The 22,967-nt window shown below is 58.3% G+C and carries 14 protein-coding genes and 1 pseudogene; 10 read left to right on the forward strand and 5 right to left on the reverse strand.

The window, feature by feature from the left end; all coding sequences use genetic code 11:
* Positions 1 to 40 precede the first annotated feature (40 nt).
* Positions 41 to 652, reverse strand: a complete 612-nt coding sequence (locus RE429_RS25615) for a 4'-phosphopantetheinyl transferase family protein (RefSeq protein WP_414474553.1) — start codon at positions 650 to 652, stop codon at positions 41 to 43.
* Positions 653 to 1,225: 573 nt separating this feature from the next.
* Here RE429_RS25615 and RE429_RS25620 point away from each other — a divergent pair.
* A complete protein-coding gene (locus RE429_RS25620; protein ID WP_414474554.1) occupies positions 1,226 to 1,681 on the forward strand; it encodes a VanZ family protein in 456 nt (151 codons plus the stop codon).
* Between the two features lie 225 nt (positions 1,682 to 1,906).
* Here the strand turns inward: RE429_RS25620 and RE429_RS25625 are convergent, their stop codons facing one another.
* Both RE429_RS25625 and asnB read right to left on the reverse strand, forming a co-directional pair.
* On the reverse strand, positions 1,907 to 2,743 hold the full coding sequence (locus tag RE429_RS25625) for a hypothetical protein (protein ID WP_414474555.1): 837 nt from the start codon (positions 2,741 to 2,743) through the stop codon (positions 1,907 to 1,909).
* A 102-nt stretch (positions 2,744 to 2,845) separates the two neighbouring features.
* Positions 2,846 to 4,708 (reverse strand): asparagine synthase (glutamine-hydrolyzing), encoded by a 1,863-nt coding sequence (gene asnB, locus RE429_RS25630; RefSeq protein ID WP_414474556.1) that lies wholly within the window; start codon positions 4,706 to 4,708, stop codon positions 2,846 to 2,848.
* A 496-nt stretch (positions 4,709 to 5,204) separates the two neighbouring features.
* Here asnB and RE429_RS25635 point away from each other — a divergent pair, with 496 nt between their 5' ends.
* The 5 genes from RE429_RS25635 to RE429_RS25655 all read left to right on the forward strand — a co-directional run bounded on the left by RE429_RS25635 (position 5,205) and on the right by RE429_RS25655 (position 13,521).
* Positions 5,205 to 6,515: a glycosyltransferase family 4 protein gene (locus RE429_RS25635; protein WP_414474557.1), complete on the forward strand. Its 1,311-nt coding sequence runs from the start codon at positions 5,205 to 5,207 to the stop codon at positions 6,513 to 6,515.
* Positions 6,516 to 6,555: 40 nt separating this feature from the next.
* Complete coding sequence (locus RE429_RS25640) at positions 6,556 to 8,529, forward strand: alginate lyase family protein (protein ID WP_414474558.1); 1,974 nt, start codon at positions 6,556 to 6,558, stop codon at positions 8,527 to 8,529.
* A gap of 634 nt (positions 8,530 to 9,163) precedes the next feature.
* Positions 9,164 to 9,832 carry an exopolysaccharide biosynthesis polyprenyl glycosylphosphotransferase gene (locus RE429_RS25645; protein WP_414474559.1) on the forward strand — a complete coding sequence of 223 codons (669 nt, stop codon included), beginning with the start codon at positions 9,164 to 9,166 and terminating at the stop codon, positions 9,830 to 9,832.
* A 394-nt stretch (positions 9,833 to 10,226) separates the two neighbouring features.
* Positions 10,227 to 11,771 carry a hypothetical protein gene (locus RE429_RS25650; RefSeq protein ID WP_414474560.1) on the forward strand — a complete coding sequence of 515 codons (1,545 nt, stop codon included), beginning with the start codon at positions 10,227 to 10,229 and terminating at the stop codon, positions 11,769 to 11,771.
* A 550-nt stretch (positions 11,772 to 12,321) separates the two neighbouring features.
* Positions 12,322 to 13,521, forward strand: a complete 1,200-nt coding sequence (locus RE429_RS25655) for a glycosyltransferase family 4 protein (protein ID WP_414474561.1) — start codon at positions 12,322 to 12,324, stop codon at positions 13,519 to 13,521.
* Positions 13,522 to 13,741: 220 nt separating this feature from the next.
* On the opposite strand, the gene RE429_RS25660 is transcribed toward RE429_RS25655, so the two are convergent.
* Positions 13,742 to 15,070, reverse strand: coding sequence for a calcium-binding protein (locus tag RE429_RS25660; protein WP_414474562.1), 1,329 nt, complete (start codon positions 15,068 to 15,070; stop codon positions 13,742 to 13,744).
* A 1,393-nt stretch (positions 15,071 to 16,463) separates the two neighbouring features.
* Here RE429_RS25660 and RE429_RS25665 point away from each other — a divergent pair.
* From RE429_RS25665 to RE429_RS25680, 4 genes and pseudogenes are all read left to right on the forward strand, one after another.
* Positions 16,464 to 16,745: pseudogene (locus tag RE429_RS25665) on the forward strand (Wzz/FepE/Etk N-terminal domain-containing protein); the annotation flags it as partial.
* A 702-nt stretch (positions 16,746 to 17,447) separates the two neighbouring features.
* Positions 17,448 to 18,203, forward strand: a complete 756-nt coding sequence (locus RE429_RS25670; protein ID WP_414475974.1) for a cellulose synthase operon protein YhjQ/BcsQ — start codon at positions 17,448 to 17,450, stop codon at positions 18,201 to 18,203.
* A 28-nt stretch (positions 18,204 to 18,231) separates the two neighbouring features.
* Positions 18,232 to 19,488 carry a polysaccharide biosynthesis/export family protein gene (locus tag RE429_RS25675; RefSeq protein ID WP_414474563.1) on the forward strand — a complete coding sequence of 419 codons (1,257 nt, stop codon included), beginning with the start codon at positions 18,232 to 18,234 and terminating at the stop codon, positions 19,486 to 19,488.
* A gap of 253 nt (positions 19,489 to 19,741) precedes the next feature.
* Positions 19,742 to 21,088 (forward strand): O-antigen ligase family protein, encoded by a 1,347-nt coding sequence (locus tag RE429_RS25680; RefSeq protein WP_414474564.1) that lies wholly within the window; start codon positions 19,742 to 19,744, stop codon positions 21,086 to 21,088.
* Positions 21,089 to 21,437: 349 nt separating this feature from the next.
* Here RE429_RS25680 and tnpC read toward each other — a convergent pair whose 3' ends face one another.
* Positions 21,438 to 22,958, reverse strand: coding sequence for an IS66 family transposase (gene tnpC / locus RE429_RS25685; protein WP_414475927.1), 1,521 nt, complete (start codon positions 22,956 to 22,958; stop codon positions 21,438 to 21,440).
* Positions 22,959 to 22,967: the final 9 nt, after the last annotated feature.

Here is a 22,967-nt window from a genome sequence, read left to right on the forward strand (position 1 = left end):
CGGCGTCGATCTATAGGCGAAGGATGTCATTGCATGCACTTCAACTCTCGACGACCACGGTCCCGATGTAGCCCACTTTCGGAATGAAAGTGTGGAGAGACCAATCCCGGTCGTCGGGGGCGGTCGGATCCCCCAGACCGCACCCAAGGGCTTTGGATATGGCTTCGAGTCGAGTCCAACGCCGCATGAAGCCATCCGGACGGTCCTCGGGAGGAAGAGCTCGATAGGATTCCTGCTCAGCGACGGAAAAGCAGAGAGCTGCGATGTCGTCTGCTTCGGCGACAGGGCGCACCTCTTCGATGTCCACTCCCACCTCTCGTGCATCCGAGAGGGCAATGACGGCGAGGTCGCCGGATCGGGAGACTCCAAAGTGCAATCCCTGCACGGGCATGCGGCGCGAGAGGCGGGGCTTGCCATAGGGACCATACTCCAATTCGATATCGGATGGCGGGATCCCCAATCTGGAACCGAGGACATGCCGCAGCCGACCCCGGGTAACCATGAACCGGCGCCGATCTCGCTCCCATGTCAGGTCCCTTGCGCGCCGGTGTTCGTCCTCGGTCAGGCAAGCGCCAATCTCGCGGACGAAGTCGGGTCTTGCATCGAGCATGCAGGCTATTACCTCTAAGCCGTCATTCTCGAAGACCGGCATCGCGGTCCCGGACCTAGGGTCTGCAGCCAAAGTCATAGATGGATCCCGTCTATTAGGGGATGCTGGTATGCGCAAATGCAGTCAATCCTAGTGAACGGCATCGTCATTCATGCGAGGCTCTCCAATGGAACATTCAAGATACAACGGAAGCAAGTAAGGGCACCCGGATATTTTGATGTATGTACACTCTACATCGAAAGATATGAGCAAAGGCCGATGCGGATACGCTATTGCTCTTGGCTGTTCGATAAGATGGCGAAGGAATGAGGCTTAGCTTGGGGGCTCAGGAACTGATCGCGGGCGATGGGATGCGCTTCCCGTCTCGGCGATACGAGGATGGGCGTCGATGCGGTGGGATCGCTCCGGCTCACAATGTGAAGATCGCAGTTCGATTGTCCACCTCGATGCTTATAGTTTGGACCAAATTATACGATATCGGCTTCGTAAGCGGGCCTAGCCCATAGTGGTATCGAAGTATCGAATTCGGGGAGAGGGGGCGGCTTTCTGTAGAAAGCAACCCCATATGGGGGCAATGGGCGAACCGCCCGGGCCGATCCGATAGAGACAGCAAGAATGGAGAGACTTCGCCAAATCGAACCTCAAAGCATCCTGCAGCGTCGTCATTCATTACCATTGTGGTGCAAAACACGTATGAACTCCTGGAAACTGGCTAAGCGGATCAAGATGCCGCCTCAGAATGTCTCTCGTGTAGCGGCCTGGCTGCTTCTTGGTGCTATCGGGGTCGTTACCCTCTCACCGATCGGGATGCGGCCCGTGACACAGGCGCCCGTCAGTCTGGAGCGTCTTGGGGCATTCGCGCTCATTGGGGCGGCATTCTGCTATGCCTACCCGAAGCACCGATATGCGATCCTGATTTCCCTTATCGGGGTGACCGCTTTCCTTGAGATCGCTCAAAATTATGTCCCGGGCCGCCATGGCCGTCTTTCAGATGGCCTGGTGAAGGCGTTGGGGGCTTTTCTCGGAGTGGCGCTCACAACACTCATCGCCCATCGGGAGCGCATGAAGTGATATGTGTTGAAGCATCGAACGCGGGAAGCGGGAACCGGCTTTGCGTGAAAAGATGCTCCAAACCAAAGGGTGAAAGCATCGGACGGCTTCGATTGCACGTCCGATGCTCTCGCTGACGCATTCGACAAGTTCGACCACTATCGCGCGTCGATCCGCTCCAAAATCTTCCGCGGGTCCAGTGGAGCATGAAGCCGCAGGTTCGACTGCGCGTCCTCCGTATAAAGATCAGCGCTCAAGTTTTGGTACCTGCCTGTCGGCTGTATTGGTCGAGTGTGGCGAAGGCGTCGCGTTTTGTGCGCTTCCGGAGGGGACCGCGTCCCAGATCTGGACATCGTCGAGCCAGACGTCGATGGGGTTGTTGGCGTAGGGGTTGCCCAGGAAGATGCGGTTGATGGGAGCGTTGTTGGCGCCGATGTTGTCGCCGGTATGGTCGAACACGGTCTCGCCGTTGATCTTCAGCCAGGTCTTGCCGTCGGTCTTGCTGCGGTGCGAGAAGAACTCGACCTTGAACCACTCGCCCTGGGGTACCGGCACGCTGGTATTGACGCCGCGCCAGATCGTCTCGAGCGGCACGTTGCCGTTGGCGTTGGTGTCCCACTGCATGTTCCAGGCGAGCTGACCGCTGTCGAGCGCGATGATCGAGTTCACCACGCGGAAGTCGCCGGCGGTCTTCCACTCGGGCAGGGACGCCGTCCAGCCGCCGGCGCCGAGCTTGGACCACAGATTGTCGGGCAGCTTCATCCAGGCGCTCATGTAGAAGTCGCCGGGCTCGGAGGTCGGCTGGAACAGCAGCGGCGACTGGGTGTAGTCGGCGGGCCTGGAGTTCACGTCGAGATGCAGGGCGCGGGTCTGGTTGCCGTCATGGCCGGTGGTGGTCGTGATGGCGTTGGAGAAGACGATGTTGTAGTTGCCGTTGCCCGAGAGCATCTGGATGGTCGGGGCGCGGCCCCAGACGGTGCCGGCGTTCTGCAGGCTCTGCAGCGCCTCGGTTTTGCTGTTCACCTGCATCGGGGCCAGGAATACAGGGCCTTCAAACCCGGTCGAAAACAATAGGCTCGCCATCTTCTTCCCCTTTCGGCCGGGTCGGTCTTCATATCCCAGTGACACATCAAGGACAGCTCGAGACGTCCATCGCATCGAAAAGAATCTTTCAATACCGGACGGCTAGATAGCCATTTTATATTCCCGGCAGAAGATCTCGAGCGTCAACATCGTCCACAGAAGCTTCTCGTGATTTCGCTGCCGCTTCTCGTGCTCATCAACGATCTTTGCCACGTGACCTCGTTTATAGAAGGAGCGCGTAACGGCTGCAGGCGAACAGAGCGTGTCATGAACGAGGCTCTTGAGGGGGCCTCGGAACCATTCATCCACGGGGACCTTGAATCCTATCTTCCGCCGATTGAGCACGGCCGGGGGCAGTCTAGGTCCCAACGCCCGCCTCAGGATGCGCTTTCCCTGACCTGAGCTGATGAAATGATGGGTCGGGAGATCGGCCACGCACCGGGCAAGTTCGACATCCATGAAGGGCATGCGCCCCTCGATGGAATGGGCCATCATCATCCTGTCGCCCCTTTCAAGGAGATTGTCCGGCAGCCATGACGTCTGATCGAAGAACAAGTGGCGTTTGAGACCAGATGTTCGAGCCGAAAACGGAAAGTCAGAACTCCTTCGATGGTCCGGCGCGTTGATCATGATCCGACACTCATCGCTACTGAGAGCGCCGAACCAGCTCGGGAGCTGCTGCGTGGGGTCCCGGTGTGAAAGCGCTCGCGCGAGAACGGAGATACGCCCGCGGTTCTTGTAGGGTGCCATCTGTACGAGCGAAGCGAGAAAAGGATCCAGAGCCGACGGCAGCAGCCCTTGCAACGCCTTCACATAAGGCTCGGCTCTATGTTTGGGATAGCCGCCCAAAAGCTCGTCGCTTCCTTCTCCCGTCAGAACCATCTTGACTGTGCGCGAGGCCATCCGCGACAGAAGGTAAATCGGGATATCGGAGGGCTCGGATACCGGAGCCCCTCGGAACCTCGTCGCAGAAACGAGATGCTCCGAAATATCGCCCGACTCGATGACGTGCTCGTTATGCTCGGATCCATAGAACCGGGCCGTTTCTCGGGCGGCGGACAGTTCCGAGAGATTAGAGCCTGAAAACACCGCGGTGAATGTCCTCACGGGGCGCGTGACGGCCCGGGAGACCTCAGAAAGGACGGCGGCAGAGTCGATGCCGCCTGAGAGAAATACCCCGTAGGGGGCATCCGACCTGAGGCGTACTTTCACCGCTGTCTCAAAGGTACTCCGAAATCTCTCATCCGCCTCCTCTATGCCAACGTCCCGGTCTTCGGCCGTTTGAAACGGGGGAGTGTAGAACCGCGTTACGCTGAGCTTCCCTTTACGCCATCGGGCAAAGGAACCTGGCGGAAGCTTCTTGATTCCTTTGAAAAAGGTGTTCGGGCCCGGGACATACCGGTAGCGAAAATACTCCGAGGTGGAGTCTGCATCCATCTCGCGCCGGATGCCCGGGTATCGGAGCAATGCCGCGATCTCAGACCCAAAGACAATTCCGCCGTCCGGAAGCTCGCTATAGAACAGAGGCTTCTTCCCGAAATGATCTCTCGCCAGCAAGAGCTCCGACTTTTCCTCGTCCCAGAAGGCGAACGCAAACATTCCGCGCAAGCGGGATAACGCGTCTGTCCCGAAGCGATTCAGCAGGTGCCACAAGACCTCCGTATCGGAGCCTCCGCGAAAATTGATGTCTGGAAGCTCATTTCTAAGCTCGATATAATTATAGATCTCGCCGTTGAATGAGAGAACCCGCCCCGGCTGAAGAGCCATCGGCTGACTTCCCGCTTCAGAGCACTCGATAATCGCAAGCCGGGTATGGGCAATGCCGATATGCCAGTCGCCGCTCTCATGGAAATAATGCCCCTGCGAGTCAGGCCCTCGATGCTCGAGAGCAGCATGAACGTCGTTTATGAAATCGTGGTGGGGGCCCAGGGCGGGACGGGTGCACCAACCAAATATTCCGCACATGACTTGCTTCGCTTTCCGTGGGGGATTGTGCTAGGCGTCTTCGATCTACTTTGTGAGTACCTATTTCGGATAGGAGGGTCGTATTGCTAAAGTAGACGCATACGACTCTTTCTTGATTTTGTCTCCCTGCGAGACATCATAATAATATACGGCATCTCCATAGACAATTGCTTGTTCGGGTCGGGAGTCCGAGTGCACGGCAACGCGTGTGAGTTGGCAGAACCGATCAATATGATGATGCAGATATGCGAAAATCATTCATCTCCCATGGGCGACATACATGATCTGGCCCGATCAAACCGATCAAACCCATGTGATGGCAAGAATTGAACCGACCAAAGGTCTACACCGGAATGTGAGCAGGTCCCCAATCGTTGCGTCGGTGGTAACTCCAACTTGCCGCGTAAAGCGCCCGAGAGCGGCAGAATAGGTCTGTCCCGTCAAAGAGTTTAGCTTTAGCTTCGCGAAGTTTCGACAAACGCCATGCGAGAACATCGTGCTCGATGCTGAAAAGCTTCCACCAAACCAGCCCCGCAACTCCTGGCAAGAAGCAGCAGGAGACGCTGCAATGACGTCGACAAGTGGAGTTCTCGCTCAAAGGAGCCAGTCAAAAACAGCTAACCGCGTGCTGTTCATCGTGGAGAACCTGCCGGTTCCCTTTGATCGAAGAGTGTGGTCCGAAGCGACGACGCTCCGGTCGGCAGGCTACGAGGTATCCGTCATCTGCCCGCAGCGCGACAACTACTCTGCAAAATATGAAGTACTGGAGGGCATCCACATCTACCGGCATCCGCTTCCAGAGGCCTCACGAAAGATCGGGTACCTTTGGGAGTATGCCAATGCCCTGTTCTGGCAGTTTACGATTTCAGCCAAAATATATCGGGAGCGCGGCTTCGACATCATTCACGCTTGCAATCCTCCGGACCTGATTTTTCTCGTCGGGGCATTCTGGAAGTTCCTGTTCGGTGTGAAGTTCGTTTTCGACCACCACGATCTCAATCCCGAGCTTTTCGAAGCAAAGTTCGGACGCCGGGGGATTCTCTGGCGCGTACTGGTCTGGCTCGAGCGGCTGACATTCGGGATCGCCGATATATCGATTGCGACCAACGATTCATTCCGGCGTGTTGCGATACAAAGAGGGATGATGAGACCGGAACGGGTTTTCACGGTTCGGTCCGGCCCTAATCTCAGTCGGATCAAGGAGCTCCCGCCCGATTCCCGTTGGAAGAAGGGGAAGCCTTATCTCGTGGCCTATATCGGCGTGATCGGTGAGCAGGAGGGCATGGATCTTCTTCTGGCTTCGGTCGACTACATTGTAAACACGCGCGGCCGCAAGGACGTGCAGTTCGTCATCATGGGATCCGGGCCCTCACTAAGCGCTACAATCCAGCAGGCGGCGGATATGGGGCTCAACGAATGGATGGAGTTTCCCGGAAGGGTCGACGACAAGACCCTCTTCACCGTGCTGTCGACCGCCGAGGTCTGTGTCAATCCCGACCGCCCGAACCAGATGAACGATAAGTCGACCATGAACAAGATCATGGAGTACATGGCGCTCGGCCGTCCGATCGTGCAGTACGATCTTACTGAAGGGCGGGTCTCTGCTCAGAATGCCTCGCTTTACGCCCGTAACACCGATCACAGCGACTTCGGCGACAAAATACTCGATCTTCTCGACGATCCTGACCGGCGAGCGACGATGGCCGCAGAAGGAAGGCGACGTGTGAGCCAGGAGCTTTCTTGGCCCCACGAGGCGCCTAAGCTCCTGCACGCGTATCAATCGCTATCCGCCGCGCGGAATTGTTGATCCATTCGAATTTCGAGAGAGAATTGTCCGGCGTCCTGCAATGAACAAGATCTACAAGAGCCTGAAGCTGCGAGCCGGAGTCTACTATTGGTATTGGCAGCGCGCCAGTGCAATGTCCCCTCCTGAAGTGCTGCATCGGGTTTCGGAGCAGGGACGCCGCTTCGGATGGAGACTTAAGCGCTTCGGATGGCGGAGGTTCGACGCACCCGACGGCAATCTTGAAGCAAACCGGAACCTGATGGCGGCACTTGCGTCACCGGTCGGCGCGGATCACATCGACCTGCTGACCCGCGAGGTCGAGAACATTCGGGCACGGGGTGTGACCCTGCTGGGCCTGGAGTGGCCTGCAGATGCGCTGAAAACTCTCAGCCCGGATCTATGGCTGCAGGATCCGGTCACCAAGAAGCAATGGCCGGGGAAGCAAACGTTCTGCTTCGATATCAACTACCGAAGCGCTTCAGAGCATAGCGACGTCAAGTTCGTATGGGAGTTGAACCGGCTTCAAATGCTCCACCCGGTCGCCATGCTCGCTCGTATTCGAGGCGACCGGAGCGACGTCGCCTGGATCATGAAAGTCATCACCTCATGGATGCAGGCAAATCCACCATTCCGCGGGGTCAACTGGTCATCCGGGATCGAGTTGGGCCTGCGAATGGTCTCGATTGCCATTATCGTTGCCTGCATCGGCGAGTACCTGACGCCGGATCAGAGGCGCCAGATCCGTACGTTCGTCGCGGCCCACGGGTTCTGGCTTCAGCACAATCCGTCCCTTTACTCCTCTGCGAACAACCATCGTGTCGCGGAAGGTCTGGGCCTCCTCCTGGCCGCTCAACTCACACCCGATCTGCCGGAATCGCCGCGACGCTATCGTGAAGCCGTCTCGATCCTTCAGGATGCAGTTCAGACACAATTTTTCGCCGACGGAATCGGAGTCGAACAATCCCCATCGTACACGGCATTCACGCTTGAAATGCTCGCTTTCGCGGCTCTCGTGCTGAAAGATGAGCCTGAGGCTACGCGATTGAACCCAGCCTCGCTGGTAAAGCCGGCAACGGCACTGCGATGCTTTCTGAATGAGAAAGGGATCCCTCCGAATATCGGCGACAATGATGAAACTCGCGTCGTTTCGGGGCCCCTCGGGCGCGAACCAAGGTATGTTTCTTCGATCATCGCCGCAGTCGAGGGGCTATCTGGAAGCAAGGAGCCTCCGCCTCCACACGATCTGCATATCCGCGACCTGATCTTCGGGAGCAGCAATGCATTCCGCTTTCCGGAAACCCGCCTGGCGACTTTCGCGGCAGGCGGGTACACGACGTATCAGGAAAGCTCCCCACGGCGCCATATTCATCTTGTCTTCGACCATGGCCCATTAGGGTTTGGAACCATCGCCGCACACGGTCACGCCGATGCATTGGCCCTTTGGCTGTCTGTCGATGGTGATCCGGTCCTCGCAGATTGCGGCACATATTTGTACTACTCTATCGGTCCTTTCAGGGACGTGTTCAGGGCAACCGGATCCCACAGCACTCTGCAAGTCGGACAGGATAGTCAGAGTGAAACGGCAGGTGCATTCAACTGGAAGAGGAAGGCCATGGGCCGTATCAGCTCCTCGGCCCATTCCGGAACGGCCTGGGAAGTCGAAGGGGAACATGACGGATACGCGAGACGCTATGGCGCCGTCCATCGACGGCGAGTTTCCTACGATGGCGACGCAATCGAGATCGTCGATCGATTGACGGGATCCTTCCGTGATGTCGACACCTGCATCAGCTATCTGCTGGATTCAAGCGTGGTTCCTGAACTCAGAAGTGATCGCACGGTCGTGCTGAGACGGCGAGGGAGCGTTCTTGGTCGGATCATATTCTCTGGCCCTGCTGCCCACACGGAGAGAATTTCACTGTCTACCGTACCGTTCTCGCCGCAGTTCAATCGGTTGACATCGACTTCGCGGATTGATGTCCGGGTAAATTCGCGTCCAAGCGATACAATCAAGACAAGAATAGAGTTTACGTAACCGTATGGTCGGTAGATCCGTTGCCGCGAGCTATTCGTCATCGTTGCCAATGTGCCTAGAGAGATGGGGGCATGAGCACTCTCGCGCGGTAACCCCAAAGTCGAGCCCGAAGAGTGCCATGGGCGGGAGCCTCGGCGAAGGCTGCTTTGGAGAGCTATCTCTGAATCTGACAGAGCCCCCCAGGATATGCGAGGGAGCGTTCCTTGAAACTGCTTCGCCTCCTTTTGGGCTGCGTGAGGGGACGAAGCGTGCTCCACCGGCCTGTATCGAGGTCGGGTGGTGGGGCATTCCCAGTCTGACGTGAGCGGGAGCCGCCGACGATGGAGCCGTATAACCCTTATGTATACGGAAACTCTCCAAAATATGTCTCGGCGTAGGCAGAGGGTTCTCTATACTACAGATTATAACGATGTCTTGGTTGCGCAGTTTAGGAGGGCGCAATGCTGCCTTATGGCATGACACACTAAATCACATAATCAAGCTGGATACGTGACTGGCTACAATCTCCTCCACTCCAAGAGCATAGGTATGGCGAGCGTCCGCGAAATCGAAAAGGCGGATACCTTGCCATTGGAGGCGGCTTTTCACGGAAAGATCGTCAAAGACCACTCCATACAACCGGAAGATTCACGTCATGAATGCACCCGCTAAGCAACTCCTCCTTCATGACGATCCTGCACCCCATAGGCCGAGCAGTTCCGTCGGATGGCGTAGTTATGCCTCGGTGGCAAAGAGGGGGATCGACCTCGTCATTTCGATATGTGCGCTGCTGCTTCTCCTCCCCCTGTTCCTTGCCGTTGCTCTGATGATCAAGATCGACTCGCCGGGGCCGGTGTTCTTTTGGCAGACACGGCGAGGGTTACATGGAAAACCTTTCAAAATCATCAAATTCCGGACGATGTCCGTTCTTGAGGATGGGGATGTCGTACAGCAGGCGAGGCGCGGAGACAGCCGCGTCACGAGAACCGGCCGCTGGCTTCGGAGCTCGAGCATCGATGAACTCCCTCAACTCGTGAATGTTCTTCGGGGTGAGATGTCCCTCGTCGGACCCCGCCCGCATGCGCTGGCGCATGACAGCTACTACTCGCAGTTGATCGGGGAGTATAATGCGCGGCAGCAGGTCAAACCCGGCATAACAGGATGGGCTCAGGTCAACGGCGCCCGGGGTGAGACTCCTGAACTCAGTCAGATGAAGCGTCGCGTCGAACTCGACCTCTGGTATGTCAAACACTGGACGGTGATGCGCGATCTAAAGATCATCGTCATGACGGCGATACAGATCCTGAGGCATGAGGCATTCTGAGGGACCTCTAAAGTATCCGGAGAGAGCCAGGGACAGGTTGGTCTTGCTTTACGGTCGCGTCTGGGCTGCAGAGCTCTCCCGGCCTCTCTCACCAGTCCGTCCTCTACCCCTAAAATTCCGGAGCAGCCCTTGAGATACCCGGATAGGCTATTTCGACCCTGTGCGCATGAGGGTAGCATACAAGAAAGGTTGCACCACGCAGGTCGATTGTTCGCATGCTTTCTCCGGATTCGCGAAGTTCATACATGAGGCGTGAATCACACTCGTGGTGCTGGCCCGGCCGTCTCGTGAAGACCCAGTCCGGCTTCGCCACCTCAGCTTTCCACAATGTGTGTTTCGTGGCCTTCGCATTCGGCGCCGGCCGGATAGCTCTCTCGTGATCCGGGGACATGGCATGAGCTCGACATCCGGCCGATCAGGTGGAATCGCGTTGGCTGCGGCCGCGCGATTGGGGAGTCTCGTCCTCGGGATTGGATTCCAGATCCTTGTCGCCAAGGCGATGATGACGGGCGAATACGCATCGTATTCGGTCGCGTTAGCCATTTCGGTTGTCGTCGGAACTCTTTCGGGCCTGGGAATTGCACGCTCTCTGTCCCGTTTCCTTCCTCTTGTCATTGCCTATGGCTCGGGTTCCGACTTGGTCCGCACGCTTGCCTTCTACCTTTGCCTCAAGGCGATCGGCCTGGGGATCATCATCGGTGGACTGCTACAGTTTGGAGTGCTCGACATTCCGACGTTGTGGAGCGGGCATCCGCTCGATCAGGGCATATTGATCACCTGGATCCTTATCCTGTCCCTCCAGCTGGATATCGAGGCCGTGGCGCAAGCTCTGAAGGCCTATCGTGCTTGGGCTGTCACCGCATTTCTCGAAGTAGCATCCAGAGCCTGCATATGTTTATCCATTGCGGGATTCGGCCGGCTCCATCCGAACGATCTCATGTTCATCTGGGGCGCCACCTCAGCCACACAAATTTTGATCGTCATCCTGATCCTGTGCGCCAAGAACAAAAATTCTGTCAGGCCGGACTTCAATCCGGCTGACCGCAGCCTGATCCCCTCCTTCGGGCAGCAGCTCAAGTTCTCGATCAGCATCTATATGTCGGCTCTGTCGTGGCTCGCGGCCAGTCCGTTCTCCGTACGCTTGATGAGCGCTACCGCCCTGCCTCCGGCCCCGCTCGCCGCAATATCTTTCGCGCAAGCCTTGGCGACCTCGGCGTTACGTGGGCTCCCGGTCCATCTGCTGTCTCCTATTGTCGAGCCTCTCCTCGTCGGGAAAATCATCGTCAATGGGGATCGGCCAGCTGCGGAGATGACCTTGAGTGTCTTGATCAAGCTGGAGACGATCATCGTCATGGGCGCCATTGTGGTTGCCGCACCTCTTGGACCCTTGCTCATAACCGCACTCGGAAAGCCGGATTTCGCTCCTTACGGCTTCATTCTGCCCATCCTCCTGGTTCAGTCGCTTGGAACGAGCTATTTCAGGGCGGCGGAGATATTGGGCAGCATTCTGCAAGTCCATGTGACTTTCGTCGCGATGCTGCCAATCAGCCTGCTTTCCCTTGTGCTCGTGTATCTCACGAGCTCGTCCCTAGGCCCGGCAGCACTGTTGATTTGGCCCTGCGCCGATACAGCCGCGAAGCTTGCGATTATGATCTATGCATTGAGAGCACGCGGGGCCGCACGGATCTTTGATGTCGCCCGCCTCAACGTGGTGATTGCACCTGCCATCATCTTGATTCTTACGACGGAGGCGCTGATTTGGCGGTTCGGTCTCGACAGCCTGGGAAGGATCTGCCTGAGTTTGTTGGCTGGCGTGACATTCATGCTGACGCTCCTCCTGTCGAGGCCGTTCCGCCGTCAGGAGCACCAACTCATCGATGGTTTCTCGCCAAGGAATAACGTCAGGGTCGGAAATATGGTGGGTCTCCTTGCGAAATAGCGTCCAGGACTGGTTCGGCCCGTTTCCGCCGAGTGGAGCATGGCGGCGGCGTTTCGAGGCGAGACGCGGAATTGGGCCTACTGGCCAGAGACCGCGATCGCCTGCTCACGCCCCGCAGGATGACGGCGGTCGTGACGTGTCGGCGGTCGAACAGGATTGCCGCCATGCTGCATCGCCGCCAGCCTCATTGATTCCGCCTCAGCGTTGTGCAGACTTGGGAAGCTTAAAGGCGGCAGTTGATCTGACTTTCCTGCGAGGGGCGGCCGATGACGCATCAAAAAGGTGCCTTGTTCAGAACGTCAAATCGAAATCGTTCTTGGCTCCCCGTGCAGGAGCACCGTGCGGGGTCTGAGATGAACTTTAGTATTTCATACCTATTGGGCAGTTTGATGGGCGAGGTTTTTGACGGATCATTCGTCGGTTGGCTCGACAGACCTCTCGACTGCATCTTGGAATATTGATCGCCACAATGCGAACACTTTACCCCTCCCGAATTCTTAGGCTAGCCACCGTCATCTCCAAGAAAGACAGCGTCGAGGATAGACCTAGGATGGAAGCGAGCAGCCCTGGTGCCACCGAGGTATGCATTCTGTCGAACTCCTGGCGAGGCGGAAGCGGGTGGTTCACGCACGAACTTGCGAGTTCCATCGCGAAAGCAGGTCTCCGGGTGACGCTCATCGCTCCTCCGATGCTCCCGCCATCGAAGGAGGCCGTCGGCAAAGGCATCGACAGACGGCAGACACCGCGCGTCGAATCGGCCGATGCGGGCTTGTTCGAGAGACGAATGGCGACACTCAAGCGTCTCGCTGCGAATGTTCGGGAACTCTGGAGGGCTCGAGGGAAGGCGCAGGTCTATCTCTTCAATTTCGTTGGGCATGCCGGCTTCGAACTGCCCATCTCTCTCCTGGTACGCTTGTGGGGCCAACGCCTGGTTCTTGTGGTGCATGATCCTGTGCCGCATATGTGGGTGCTTCCAAGCTGGGCGCGCTTCCTGGAGCGGTTGGCTTTCAGGCTCGATTTTTCTCTTGCGACTCATATCGTATGTTTGTCGAGCGCGTCGCGAAACGTTATGCTCAAAGAATATGGCCTGGCTCCTGAGCGCGTAACGGTCATCCCTCACGGGGCCTATGATCTGGGTACGCCCAGTCCGCTGCCAAGGAATGGAAAAATTCTCGTGTTCGGCTTCATCCGGCCGAACAAGCTCGTCAGGGAATCGATCCTCGCCGTTCAGAAATATCGCCGTGGAGGCGGAAAGTTACAGCTCCTGGTTGTTGGATCAAGCGGCCCCGCCGCCTACACGACCGAATGTCTGGAACTGGCGAAATGCGACCCGACGGGCACTGAAGTCGATGTGCGTTTCGTTCCGGAGGAGGAGATTTCATCGATCATCGCAGAGGTCGATGCCGTTCTGCTTCCGTATCGAGACTTCAATTCGCAAAGCGGCGTCGCCGTCCTTGCCGGCTTGAGTGCGCGTCCGGTCATCGCAAGCGACGCCGGCGGCCTGGCGGACCTGTTCGAAATGGGCCTGGCCGGCGTCAGGATGCGGGACGATCCGTCCGTCGACGCAATTGCAGACGCGCTGCACCTCTTCCAGAAACGCCCTCTGGAGCATTGGGAGCGGGAAGCTCGCGCGGCACGCGGTGCTCTTCTTCAACAATTGGGTTGGACGGCAATCGGCGGGAGCTATGCATCCCTCATCCGCCGGGTTGCCGGTTCGGCGATGAACACTCGGCAGTTCAGCCGCATGTAGTCCACGGCTTCTTCAGATCGTCGCTTGCGGCTCGTTCGCCCGAAGCGGGGGGTGTGTCTGCGAGACGCGATGTTTCGTGCCGGCGCGGTGAATTTTTCTCCGCGCCGGCAGAATTCGTGAATGGGGAAGGCGGGGCCCGTTGGGGCCCGGCGAGAGCCCGGATACGCTACTCCGCGGACTCGTTTCGCCAGACCTCGACAAGTTCCCGTCTTGAATGCCTTTAGTAGACGAAGAAGTCGTTGTAGGCGAGCTTGAGATTGGGGGCGAGCTTCGCAAACTGGATTTGCGCGGCCGATCCGTTTCCGTCGGGATCGTAGTACAGCGCGCCCGTCGTCTTGTTGTAGATAATGTGGTCGTCGCGATCCAGCGCCTTCGTGCCGATCCGGAACTCGCTGGCCCTCAGCGTGCCGCTCGTCAATGACGAGAATGCGAAGCCGAGATCGATGATGTCCTGACCCGGGGTGAAGTCCGTGATCGTGTCGATCCCGCCCGCTTTGACCGTTTTGCTGTCGAACACGAAAGTATCGCGCCCGCTGCCGCCGGTCAGAGTGTCGTTGCCATCCCGGCCGTAAAGGGCGTCGTTGCCGGCATTGCCCTTGATGACGTCGTTGCCGGCGGTGCCGATGAGCGTGTCGTTTCGAGCCGTGCCGTTGATCGTCTTGCCGGTCGTCGGCGTGGGCGTGGGGGTCGGCGTCGGCGTCGGAGTGGGAGTAGGCGTCGGAGTGGGTGTCGGAGTGGGCGTCGGAGTCGGAGTGGGCGTCGGCGTCGGGGCCGGGTTGCCTGTATTTCCGGAGGGGACGCCGTCCCAGATCTGGACGTCATCGAGCCAGGTGTCGATGGGGTTGTTGGAGTAAGGGTTGCCCATGAAGATGCGGTTGATCGGAGCGTTGTTGACGCCGATGTTGTCGCCGGTGTGGTCGAACACGGTCTCGCCGTTGATCTTCAGCCAGACGCGGCCATCGGTGTTGTCGCGGTGGGTGAACATCTCGACCTTGAACCACTCGCCCTGCGGCACCGCCACGCTGGTGTTGGTGCTCTCCCAGAAGGTCTGCAGCGGCACGTTGCCGTTGGCGTTGGTGTCCCACTTCATGTTCCAGGCGAGCTTGCCGTTGCTCATCGCCTGGATCGTGTTGACCACGCGGAAGTCGCCGGCGGTCTTCCACTCGGGCAGGGCCGCCGTCCAGCCGCCGGCGCCGAGCTTGGACCAGAGATTGTCGGGCAGCTTCATCCAGGCGCTCATGTAGAAGTCGCCGGGCTCCGAGGTGGGCTGGAACAGCAGCGGCGACTGGGTGTAGTCGGCCGGACGCGAGTTGACGTCGAGATGCAGGGCGCGGGTCTGGGCGCCGTCATGGCCGGTGGTGGTCGTGATGGCGTTGGAGAACACGCTGTTGTAGTTGCCGGCGCCCGAGAGCATCTGGATGGTCGGGGCGCGGCCCCAGACGGTGCCGGCGTTCTGCAGGCTCTGCAGCGCCTCGGTGTTGCTGTTCACCTGCATCGGGGCCAGGGACACCGAGCCTTCAAACCCGGTCGAAAACAATTGGTTTGCCATACGTATTTTTCCGATTCTTGTTGCTGTGTGCGTGCGGAGACACGCTCAGGAAGCGCAGAAGGCGCCTCCAAGGTGGGGGTAGGTCCTGCAAAAGCAGCCGGGGCGTCCGCTTTTGGCCCATCAAAGGACCAATCGGCTTCCTGGCTATCGATCCGCTGGGTCGCTGTTTTTCGGCGTCTGAACACGCGCACTGCATGGGAACAGACGAGCCAAACAACGGTCCGGCGAGCCGCTGCAATTCCAAGATTGAGGGTGAGTGTTCGGGTGAATGAAGAAAATTATTGTTTAAAAATTAGCGGCAGATGGATGAGCTGTGAAATGGACGCTCGCCGCTCGATTGACCAAACGTAAAGTGCTTGGATAATGTGAATATAAACATAGATTGTCTGCCCGTTATATGTTCACGATTGATTTTTTATCTGCCGTTTTACTGGCAAATCGGGATTAAATATCAAATAAGGCGAAGTTTAGGCAACAATATCTTCCTACTTTTGCGCATAATTCCTAATTTCTAGTAAAATCAACGACTTGGTCTGTTAGCGTTCGTGTCCGTCGTGCCGGTGATCCAGCACTGCCTGTTCATGCGGCTTCGGTGGGAGCTGCCCCGTGAACGAGTGCAAGTTCCGCATGTTCGCCCTCACCGGAGAGTTGCGCGAAGGGTGTTCCTTCAATTGGACCGGAGGCTCTGATGGTTCGATCTGACCGACGCCACTTTCGGACATGTGCGTCCAGCGCGACGCCAGAAGCCATACTCGGGCTTTGAAATGGACCTGCAGATCTCGCCAAAGCACTCCGCCAACGGAGCATGCAGCGGCGTCCGGATCGGTTTGAGTCGTATCGGGTCTGTCGAGAAGAGCGGTGGCGAGAGTTCCGGCTCAACGCCGTTGGGTGTCGGACCCGAAGGGGAGACCTTTTGCATGCAGCTGAACGCTGGAGCATCGAACGTGAAAAGCGGGCACCGGTTTTGCGTGAAAAGATGCTCGACACCAGAGACCGACAGCATCGGATGTGGGTTCGATGTTACGCCGGATGCTGCCAGACCGTCATCGACACTCGTTCGGTATATGAGGCGCACCCATCAGCGCTTCGAAGATGCCGCCCAGGCATTCTGTAATCGCTCAAGCGCTTCTACACCCGAATGAGTTATCCCGAGGGAGTAGCGCAAACTATACTTATGTGACGCAACCCAGGTTGCGTTCCAAAGTGCGCAACTCTATCATCATTGCAAGGATACTTGTTGAGGCAAGCAAGAGTTTGCAGATCGTTCTGGATTTACGATGCAAAACTGGGCGTATCTGGACTGTTTGAGAAGCAATAAAAATTCTCGATCAAAACACAAGTATCAATCACAGCGGCAATATTGGCTCTCACTGCAGCGAGGTTAAGTTGAACTATGCTTGATAGAGTCAAGTGGCCGATTGAAAACGAGTATGAAGCCGTTCCTGCCGGATGGGATAAACTGCAGCCGCAGTTTGGAGCCCGTGAACTCTTCACCGTTCTAAGGCGGCAGTGGACGATCATTGCGAGCTTTCTGGTTCTCTGCATTTTCCTCTCGATCTGTGTCCTGCTCATATGGCCGGTTCGCTATCTCGCGACTGCGCAGGTCATGATCGATCCGGCGCGTGTGGAAATGGCATCCAACGCGAGCGGTCCCGACAGACAGCTCGATACGCTTGCAATCGAGACGCAGGTCGAGGTCGGACGATCCGGGAATGTACTGCGGCAGGTGACGCATGCATTGAATCTGGTCGATGATCCCGAGTTCGGCTCCTCTCCGGAAGGCTCCGGTCTCGGGCTTGGATCGTTGCGGAAGCTGAAAGATCATCTTCTCGGCATCTTCGGGGCGAACACTCATGACCAAGCAAATGCCGATGCAAGCCGGGATGATGTTCAAGCGGCGATTGAAAAGTTGCGGCGCTCGCTTGCCATCCGTCGTGTCGGGGCGACGAACGTTTTCGAGATCGAGGTTCTGTCGCGGGACCGTGTCAAGTCTGCGGAAATAGCCAATACGGTCGCTGACGAGTACCTGGCAGACCAGGCACGAGCACGCAGCGACGCGATCGACAAAGCAAGCAAATGGCTCGATGAACGGCTCGTTGCGCTTCGCATGGAAGCACAGAATGCCGAGGATGCTCTTCAGGACTTCAAAGCCAAGAACCGCAGTGGCCAATCGAGCGCGGTGCAGCTGGATCTCGAAGCTCAGGCGCAATCCTATAGAAAGCTCTATGAGGGCTTTCTCGATCGCCACATTGCCGTCGAGCAGCAGATGTCGGCTCCGACTCTCAGCGCGCGGATCATCACGCGAGCGACGCCGCCGCAGAACAAGAGCGAGCCGAAGTCGATCCTGATCCTGGGAGCCGGAATCGGATTAGGTGGGATGCTGGGGCTCATCGTAGGTCTTATCCGGGAGCGCCTCTTCCGCAAGTTGCGCTCGGCGGAAGACGTGCAATCGGCACTCGAACTTCCATGTTTGGGGACAATCCCGGACGGTGGAAAGCTCGGCATTCTCTCCCTCTGCGAGCCGGGATCGCAGCAACTCTCCGGAAAGGCGGCTTCCAGTCAGCTGAAAATGCAGAGTGGATTGGCGCATCTTACTCTCGCTCTTCTGGCTGAGACGAAACCTCTCGACAGAAGAGTCCTTACGGTCACATCCTTGAGAAAAGGGGAGGGCGTGACGAGCATGGCAACCGCCTTGGCGTACAATCTTTGCCGGCTTGGCAAGAAGGTATCCTTGATCGATGCCAATATAGGCGGCTCACATTCCGAACGATCCGAGTCTCCCAAGACAGGAGCAGCATCCGGATTACCGGCAAGCGGAGCCCAGGACGATCACCCACGTTTCTATCAGGATTGGCCCGGCCTTGTGTTCACGCCGGCGGAGGCGATCGCTGATGTTTCGACCCTTGAGAGAATGATCAATACGGCGAGGAACGCCTTCGACTACGTGATCATCGATGCTCCGCCCCTTGAGGATGGTCTTGATGTGCTCCCAACCCTGAACGCATCGGATGGTGTTCTGCTTCTGCTGAATGCGACAACCGCGCGGAAGTCGCAGGTGGTGAGCGCGCTCGCATCATGGTCCTACATGAGCGGAAAGATCTTGGGAGCCATCTTGAATCGAGCTCGAAAGTAATCCCGATCACTGAAGCCAAGTGAGTGTCATGCTGCTCATGTTCCCGCCTTTCCGACGCAAGGCCATCGTTCATCCGGCGTTCCTCGCGTCGCTCGCCTTAGCCATATTTGCTCATGAATCGCCTGCAAGAGCCGAGTACAAGCTCGGAACGGGCGATGTTGTTGAGCTCTCGATCGCAGGAATTTCCGAAATGACGGCGCGAGTGCCGGTCGATCTCGATGGCTCGGTGAACGTTCCCATCCTCGGAAGCTTCCCTGCGAAGGGTCTTTCGCTCGATGATCTGCGGGCAAATCTGCAAACAGAATTCACGAAGCGTCAGATACCTGTTCGTGCGCCGGATGGCAGAACCGGATTGACGTCCGTTGCTCCAGAGGATGTCTCGGTGAAAATCGCCGAGTACCGGCCGGTTTATCTTCACGGTGACATCGCCCGGGCCGGAGAGGTCCCGTACCGGCCCGGAATGTCGATAAGGCAAGCGATTGCCCATGCTGGCGGGTTTGACGTCGCGCGCCTGAGAATCAGCAATCCGTATGTCGATACGGTGGAGTACCAGGCGCAGAGCACGACGCTCATCCAGGAGCTCGCCGTGGAGGGCGAGCGGATCAAGCAGCTACAGACGCAGCTGCAGCAACCAACAGCTGTCGGCGTCGAAAGCGCCGGTCAACCCGTCCGCTCTCCTTCCGGTGAGGCGAATGTTCTCGCTGAACGGCTCAAGCTGCAGCAGCAAGATTATGCGAAGCAGTTGCGCTATGTCGTCAGTTCAGCAGAGTTTGCCTCCTCGCGAGCTACCCTCTTATCGGAGCAGAAATCGAAGGAAGAAGAGGGGAGCAAGGCCGACTTGGAAGATTTCGAGCGCTCGAGGAGCCTGCTCGAAAAGGGCACGGTGTCGACGCAACGGGTCAGCGATGCGCGTCGCGCGATGCTCCTGTCCTCGACAAGGGCGCTCCAAACGGCCGTTGAGGCGACCCGCGCACAGCGGGAATACGAAGAGGCGACCCGCGCCTCTCAGCAATTGGAGGACCAGAATAATATTCGGCTTCTGACGGAGCTCCAGGACGCCTTATCCCGCCAAGCGAGGATCAAGGCTCAGCTATCGGCGGCACAGCAAAAGCTGGCAATCGCAGGTGCGCTGAAATCCGTGTGGACGGAAGGACCGGGAGTCATTGCGATCACCCTTTTCAGGGTCGACGAGGCAGGGGTGGAAACCAAGATAAACGCGACAGAATCTATGGCGCTTCTGCCCGGCGATGTCGTCGAGGTCGCGATCAAGCTGCCTGCTCTCTAGAGCAGAGGACGCAAAAGTAGGAACCGGTTGTGCGTGGAAAGATGCTCGAAAGCGGAGACTCGATGCATCGGATGTGCGTTCGCTGTCACACCCGATGCTGTCGGTAGCTTAGACGGGATCATCGCATTCTGGGCTCCAACGTCACGACTTGCAAAACTGCCTGCTGGCACGTGCGCATCCGGTTGCTCGCGGCGTAAAGCGGTCTTTATCCACTTCAAGGCGAGGGCGGGAATGCCCCAAGGTAGCTAGGCTTATGGACGGACAGACGCGGAGCAAGTGGATAGACTATTTCTTCATTTACTGGCTTCTGATCAGCACCGGCGGATTCGTATTTCTCCTGACAGGCGCCAATCCTATGGACCCCCCCGGGAACGACCCTGCCTCCTACTTGGGTCGGGCTAACACCATTCTCATTTCACTTGCGACGTTCTGGATATACTTGACCAACTCACGGGCAGTGAATGCCGTGATCAGAGCATCATGGCTTCCCTTTCTGTTTCCTCTCCTGGCCTTTCTATCATGCATCTGGTCCGACAATCCGGCGATCACGTTCAGACGGGCCTATGCTCTCTCCTTCAGCTTTCTCGCCGCAGCTTGCCTGATCGCCCTGGTTCCTCCGCCGCGGGTCGCCAGAGCGATGTCGCTCGCTCTGGGTTGGGCTATATTGCTGAGCGTGCTCTTCGTCTTCGTCGATCCTGCCTACGGTGTCCATCAGGCTAGCGACTGGGTCGAGCCTCATTGGGCGGGACATTGGCGGGGTATCTACAGCCATAAGAACCCGCTTGGAAATACGGCGAGCATAGCCCTCCTGGTCTACGTGGTGTTCGCAAAGCGCGTGCTTCGCAGCGCCATCTTTCGAGCTTCCGTGCTGCTTGCTATTGCTGCGTGTCTCTTCGGCTCTGGATCGGTGACGGGTCTCGTTGTGGGCATGGCCATGATTGCCGTCGCAAAAGGGTTCTCGCTGATCCTGGAGGCAAGGCAGGAGGCAAGGGTCCTGATTTTGGGAAGTGCGTCCTCGATCGTTGCGCTGGTACTTATAACCGCCGTTCCCGTCCTCACCGTCGGGCTCGAGATGCTCGGCAAGAAGCCGGATCTTACGGGGCGTGTGCCAATATGGGGTACGATTCTTCCTTGGGCGAACGAGCACCCATGGCTTGGTACCGGCTATGGGAGTTTTGAAGAGACCCTCTTGCCACGCTTCTTCGCCATCACGGGAGAAAATCTGGTCAACGCCCATAACGGATACCTGGAGACATTCATTAACTTCGGATATGTGGGGGTTCTTCTTCTGGTCGTCGTGCTGATTTCCTTTGCCTCGAAGGTCGTGAAGATCCTCAGATCGCAAGCTCCCTATGAGAAGCTGGTCCTTCCGCTCGCCATCTCGCTCTTCACGGGTATCGTTCTCTCGAATATCACTGAGTCGTTCTTTCTGGCCTACGCATCGATTCACGGTACGTGCTTCGTGATCGCGTATATCATGGTGTCCGTTTCTCTCGCACAGGCCGAGGCGGCGGAGCGGTCTTCGCTGCAGAAGCGCAGTACCGGAGCGAGAAGGCTCAAGATGATGACGCGGGTCACGGGACTTCCGCGCGCGTCGTAAAGTGTGAACTCTCCGAATTCAACTCGCCCCATCCCATCTATATCCGAGAAGACCCCCGGGTAGGGCGCAGCCGTGCAGGATGTCCGCGCGCATCCCGGCGCAAGACGCAATTCCTGAGCATCGAACCCAGAAGTGGGAGCCGGTTTTGCATGGAAAGATGCTCCAGATCAAAATCGTAAAACGTCGGACGTGAGTTCGACGTCGCGTCCGACGCTGCAGCGCAGCGTGCGGCCGTGGCGGCGGCATGAGGAGGTGAGGTGAGCCGTCATCCCTCCAGCGTCGCGCCCGGCCTTGAGCCTGGCATCCCCGTCTTTGTCGTGCAACGGTGCGTGAGGAGTTAGCGGTGTTCTCAGGCCACGGCCTTGAGGTCCGGCGCGGTGGCATAGGCCCACGGCAGTAGATCATCAATGCGGGTGTTGAGATGGCCGGTGGCGATGCGGCTCAACACGTCGGCGAGATAAGCCTGCGGATCCACCCCGCACAGTTTGCAGGTCTCGACCAATGAGGCGATGATCGCCCAGTGTTCGCCCCCGCGATCCGAGCCGGCAAACAGTGCATTCTTGCGCGTCAAGGCCAAAGGCCGGATTGCCCGCTCGACCACGTTGGAGTCGATCTCAATCCGCCCGTCGTCGACAAAGCGGGTCAGCCCGTCCCAGCGCACAAGCGCGTAGCGGATCGCCTCGGCCAGCTTGCTCTTCTGGCTGATCAGACCGAGTTTGCCGCGCAACCACGGCTCGAGAGCGTCCAGTACCGGACCGCTCTTGGCCTGACGAATCCGGCAGCGCTCCGCCGCACTCATGCTACGGATCTCGCTCTCGATCCGGTAGAGCTCCGCAATCCGGGTGAGCGCTTCGCTGGCAATCGGCGCCGCTCCGGCCACGGCCAGTTCGTAAAAGCGCCGTCGCACGTGCGCCCAGCAGAACGCGAGGGTGACCTGATTGCCTCCAGCTAGAGCCCGATAGCCGCTGTAGCCGTCCACCTGCAGCACGCCGGCAAAACCGCACAGATGCTCGATCGGCCGGGCCGCCTTGCGATCCGGCGCATAGACGTAGGCCACCCCAGGCGGATCCGTGCCGCCCCACGGCCGATCGTCCCGCGCATAGGCAAACAGCTGCCCGGTCTTGGTCTGGCCGCGGCCGGGATCGAGCACCGGTGCGGTGGTCTCATCGGCAAACAGCCGGGGTGAGGTCTTCAGCTGCGCCAGCAGGCGCTCATGTACCGGCCGCAGGTGCCAGGCGGCGCGCCCGACCCAATCAGCCAGGGTCGAACGATCCAAAGTGATGCCCTGACGCGCGTAGATCTGAGACTGCCGGTAGAGCGGGAGATGGTCGGCGTATTTCGACACCAGCACCTGCGCGACCAGCGCGTCGGTGGGCAGGCCGCCTTCGATCACGCGGGCCGGAGCCGGGGCTTGCACCACCCCATCCTCGCAGTGGCGGCAGGCGGATTTGGGCCGTCGCATCACCAGCACGCGCAGTTGCGCCGGCACGATGTCGAGGCGCTCGGAGACATCCTCGCCGATGCGGTGCAGGGCATTGCGGCAGCAGGGACAGGTTGGATCCTCGATGTCGATGATCGTCTCAATGCGCGGCAGATGGGCCGGCAAGGATCCGCGGTTCCGACGCCGCTGGGCCGCTCGGCTTTGACGCTCGGCCAGATCCGCTTGCTCGTGTTGGGCGCCTTCGGCGGCCTCAGTCTGTTCGGCCTCTTCCAGCCCGAGCAGCAGTTGATCCTCAGGCAGGCTCTCGGCCCTGCGGCCGAAGCGATGACGCTGCATCGCCTTGATAATCTGCTCCAGACGTTCAGCGCGGGCCCGCTCGGCCAGGAGCATGGCTTTGAGCAGTTCAGGATCATCCGGGAGAGTTTGCATCGCGCTGGT

The sequence above is a fragment of the Microvirga sp. M2 genome (assembly GCF_047497095.1).
Taxonomy (GTDB): Bacteria; Pseudomonadota; Alphaproteobacteria; order Rhizobiales; family Beijerinckiaceae; genus Microvirga.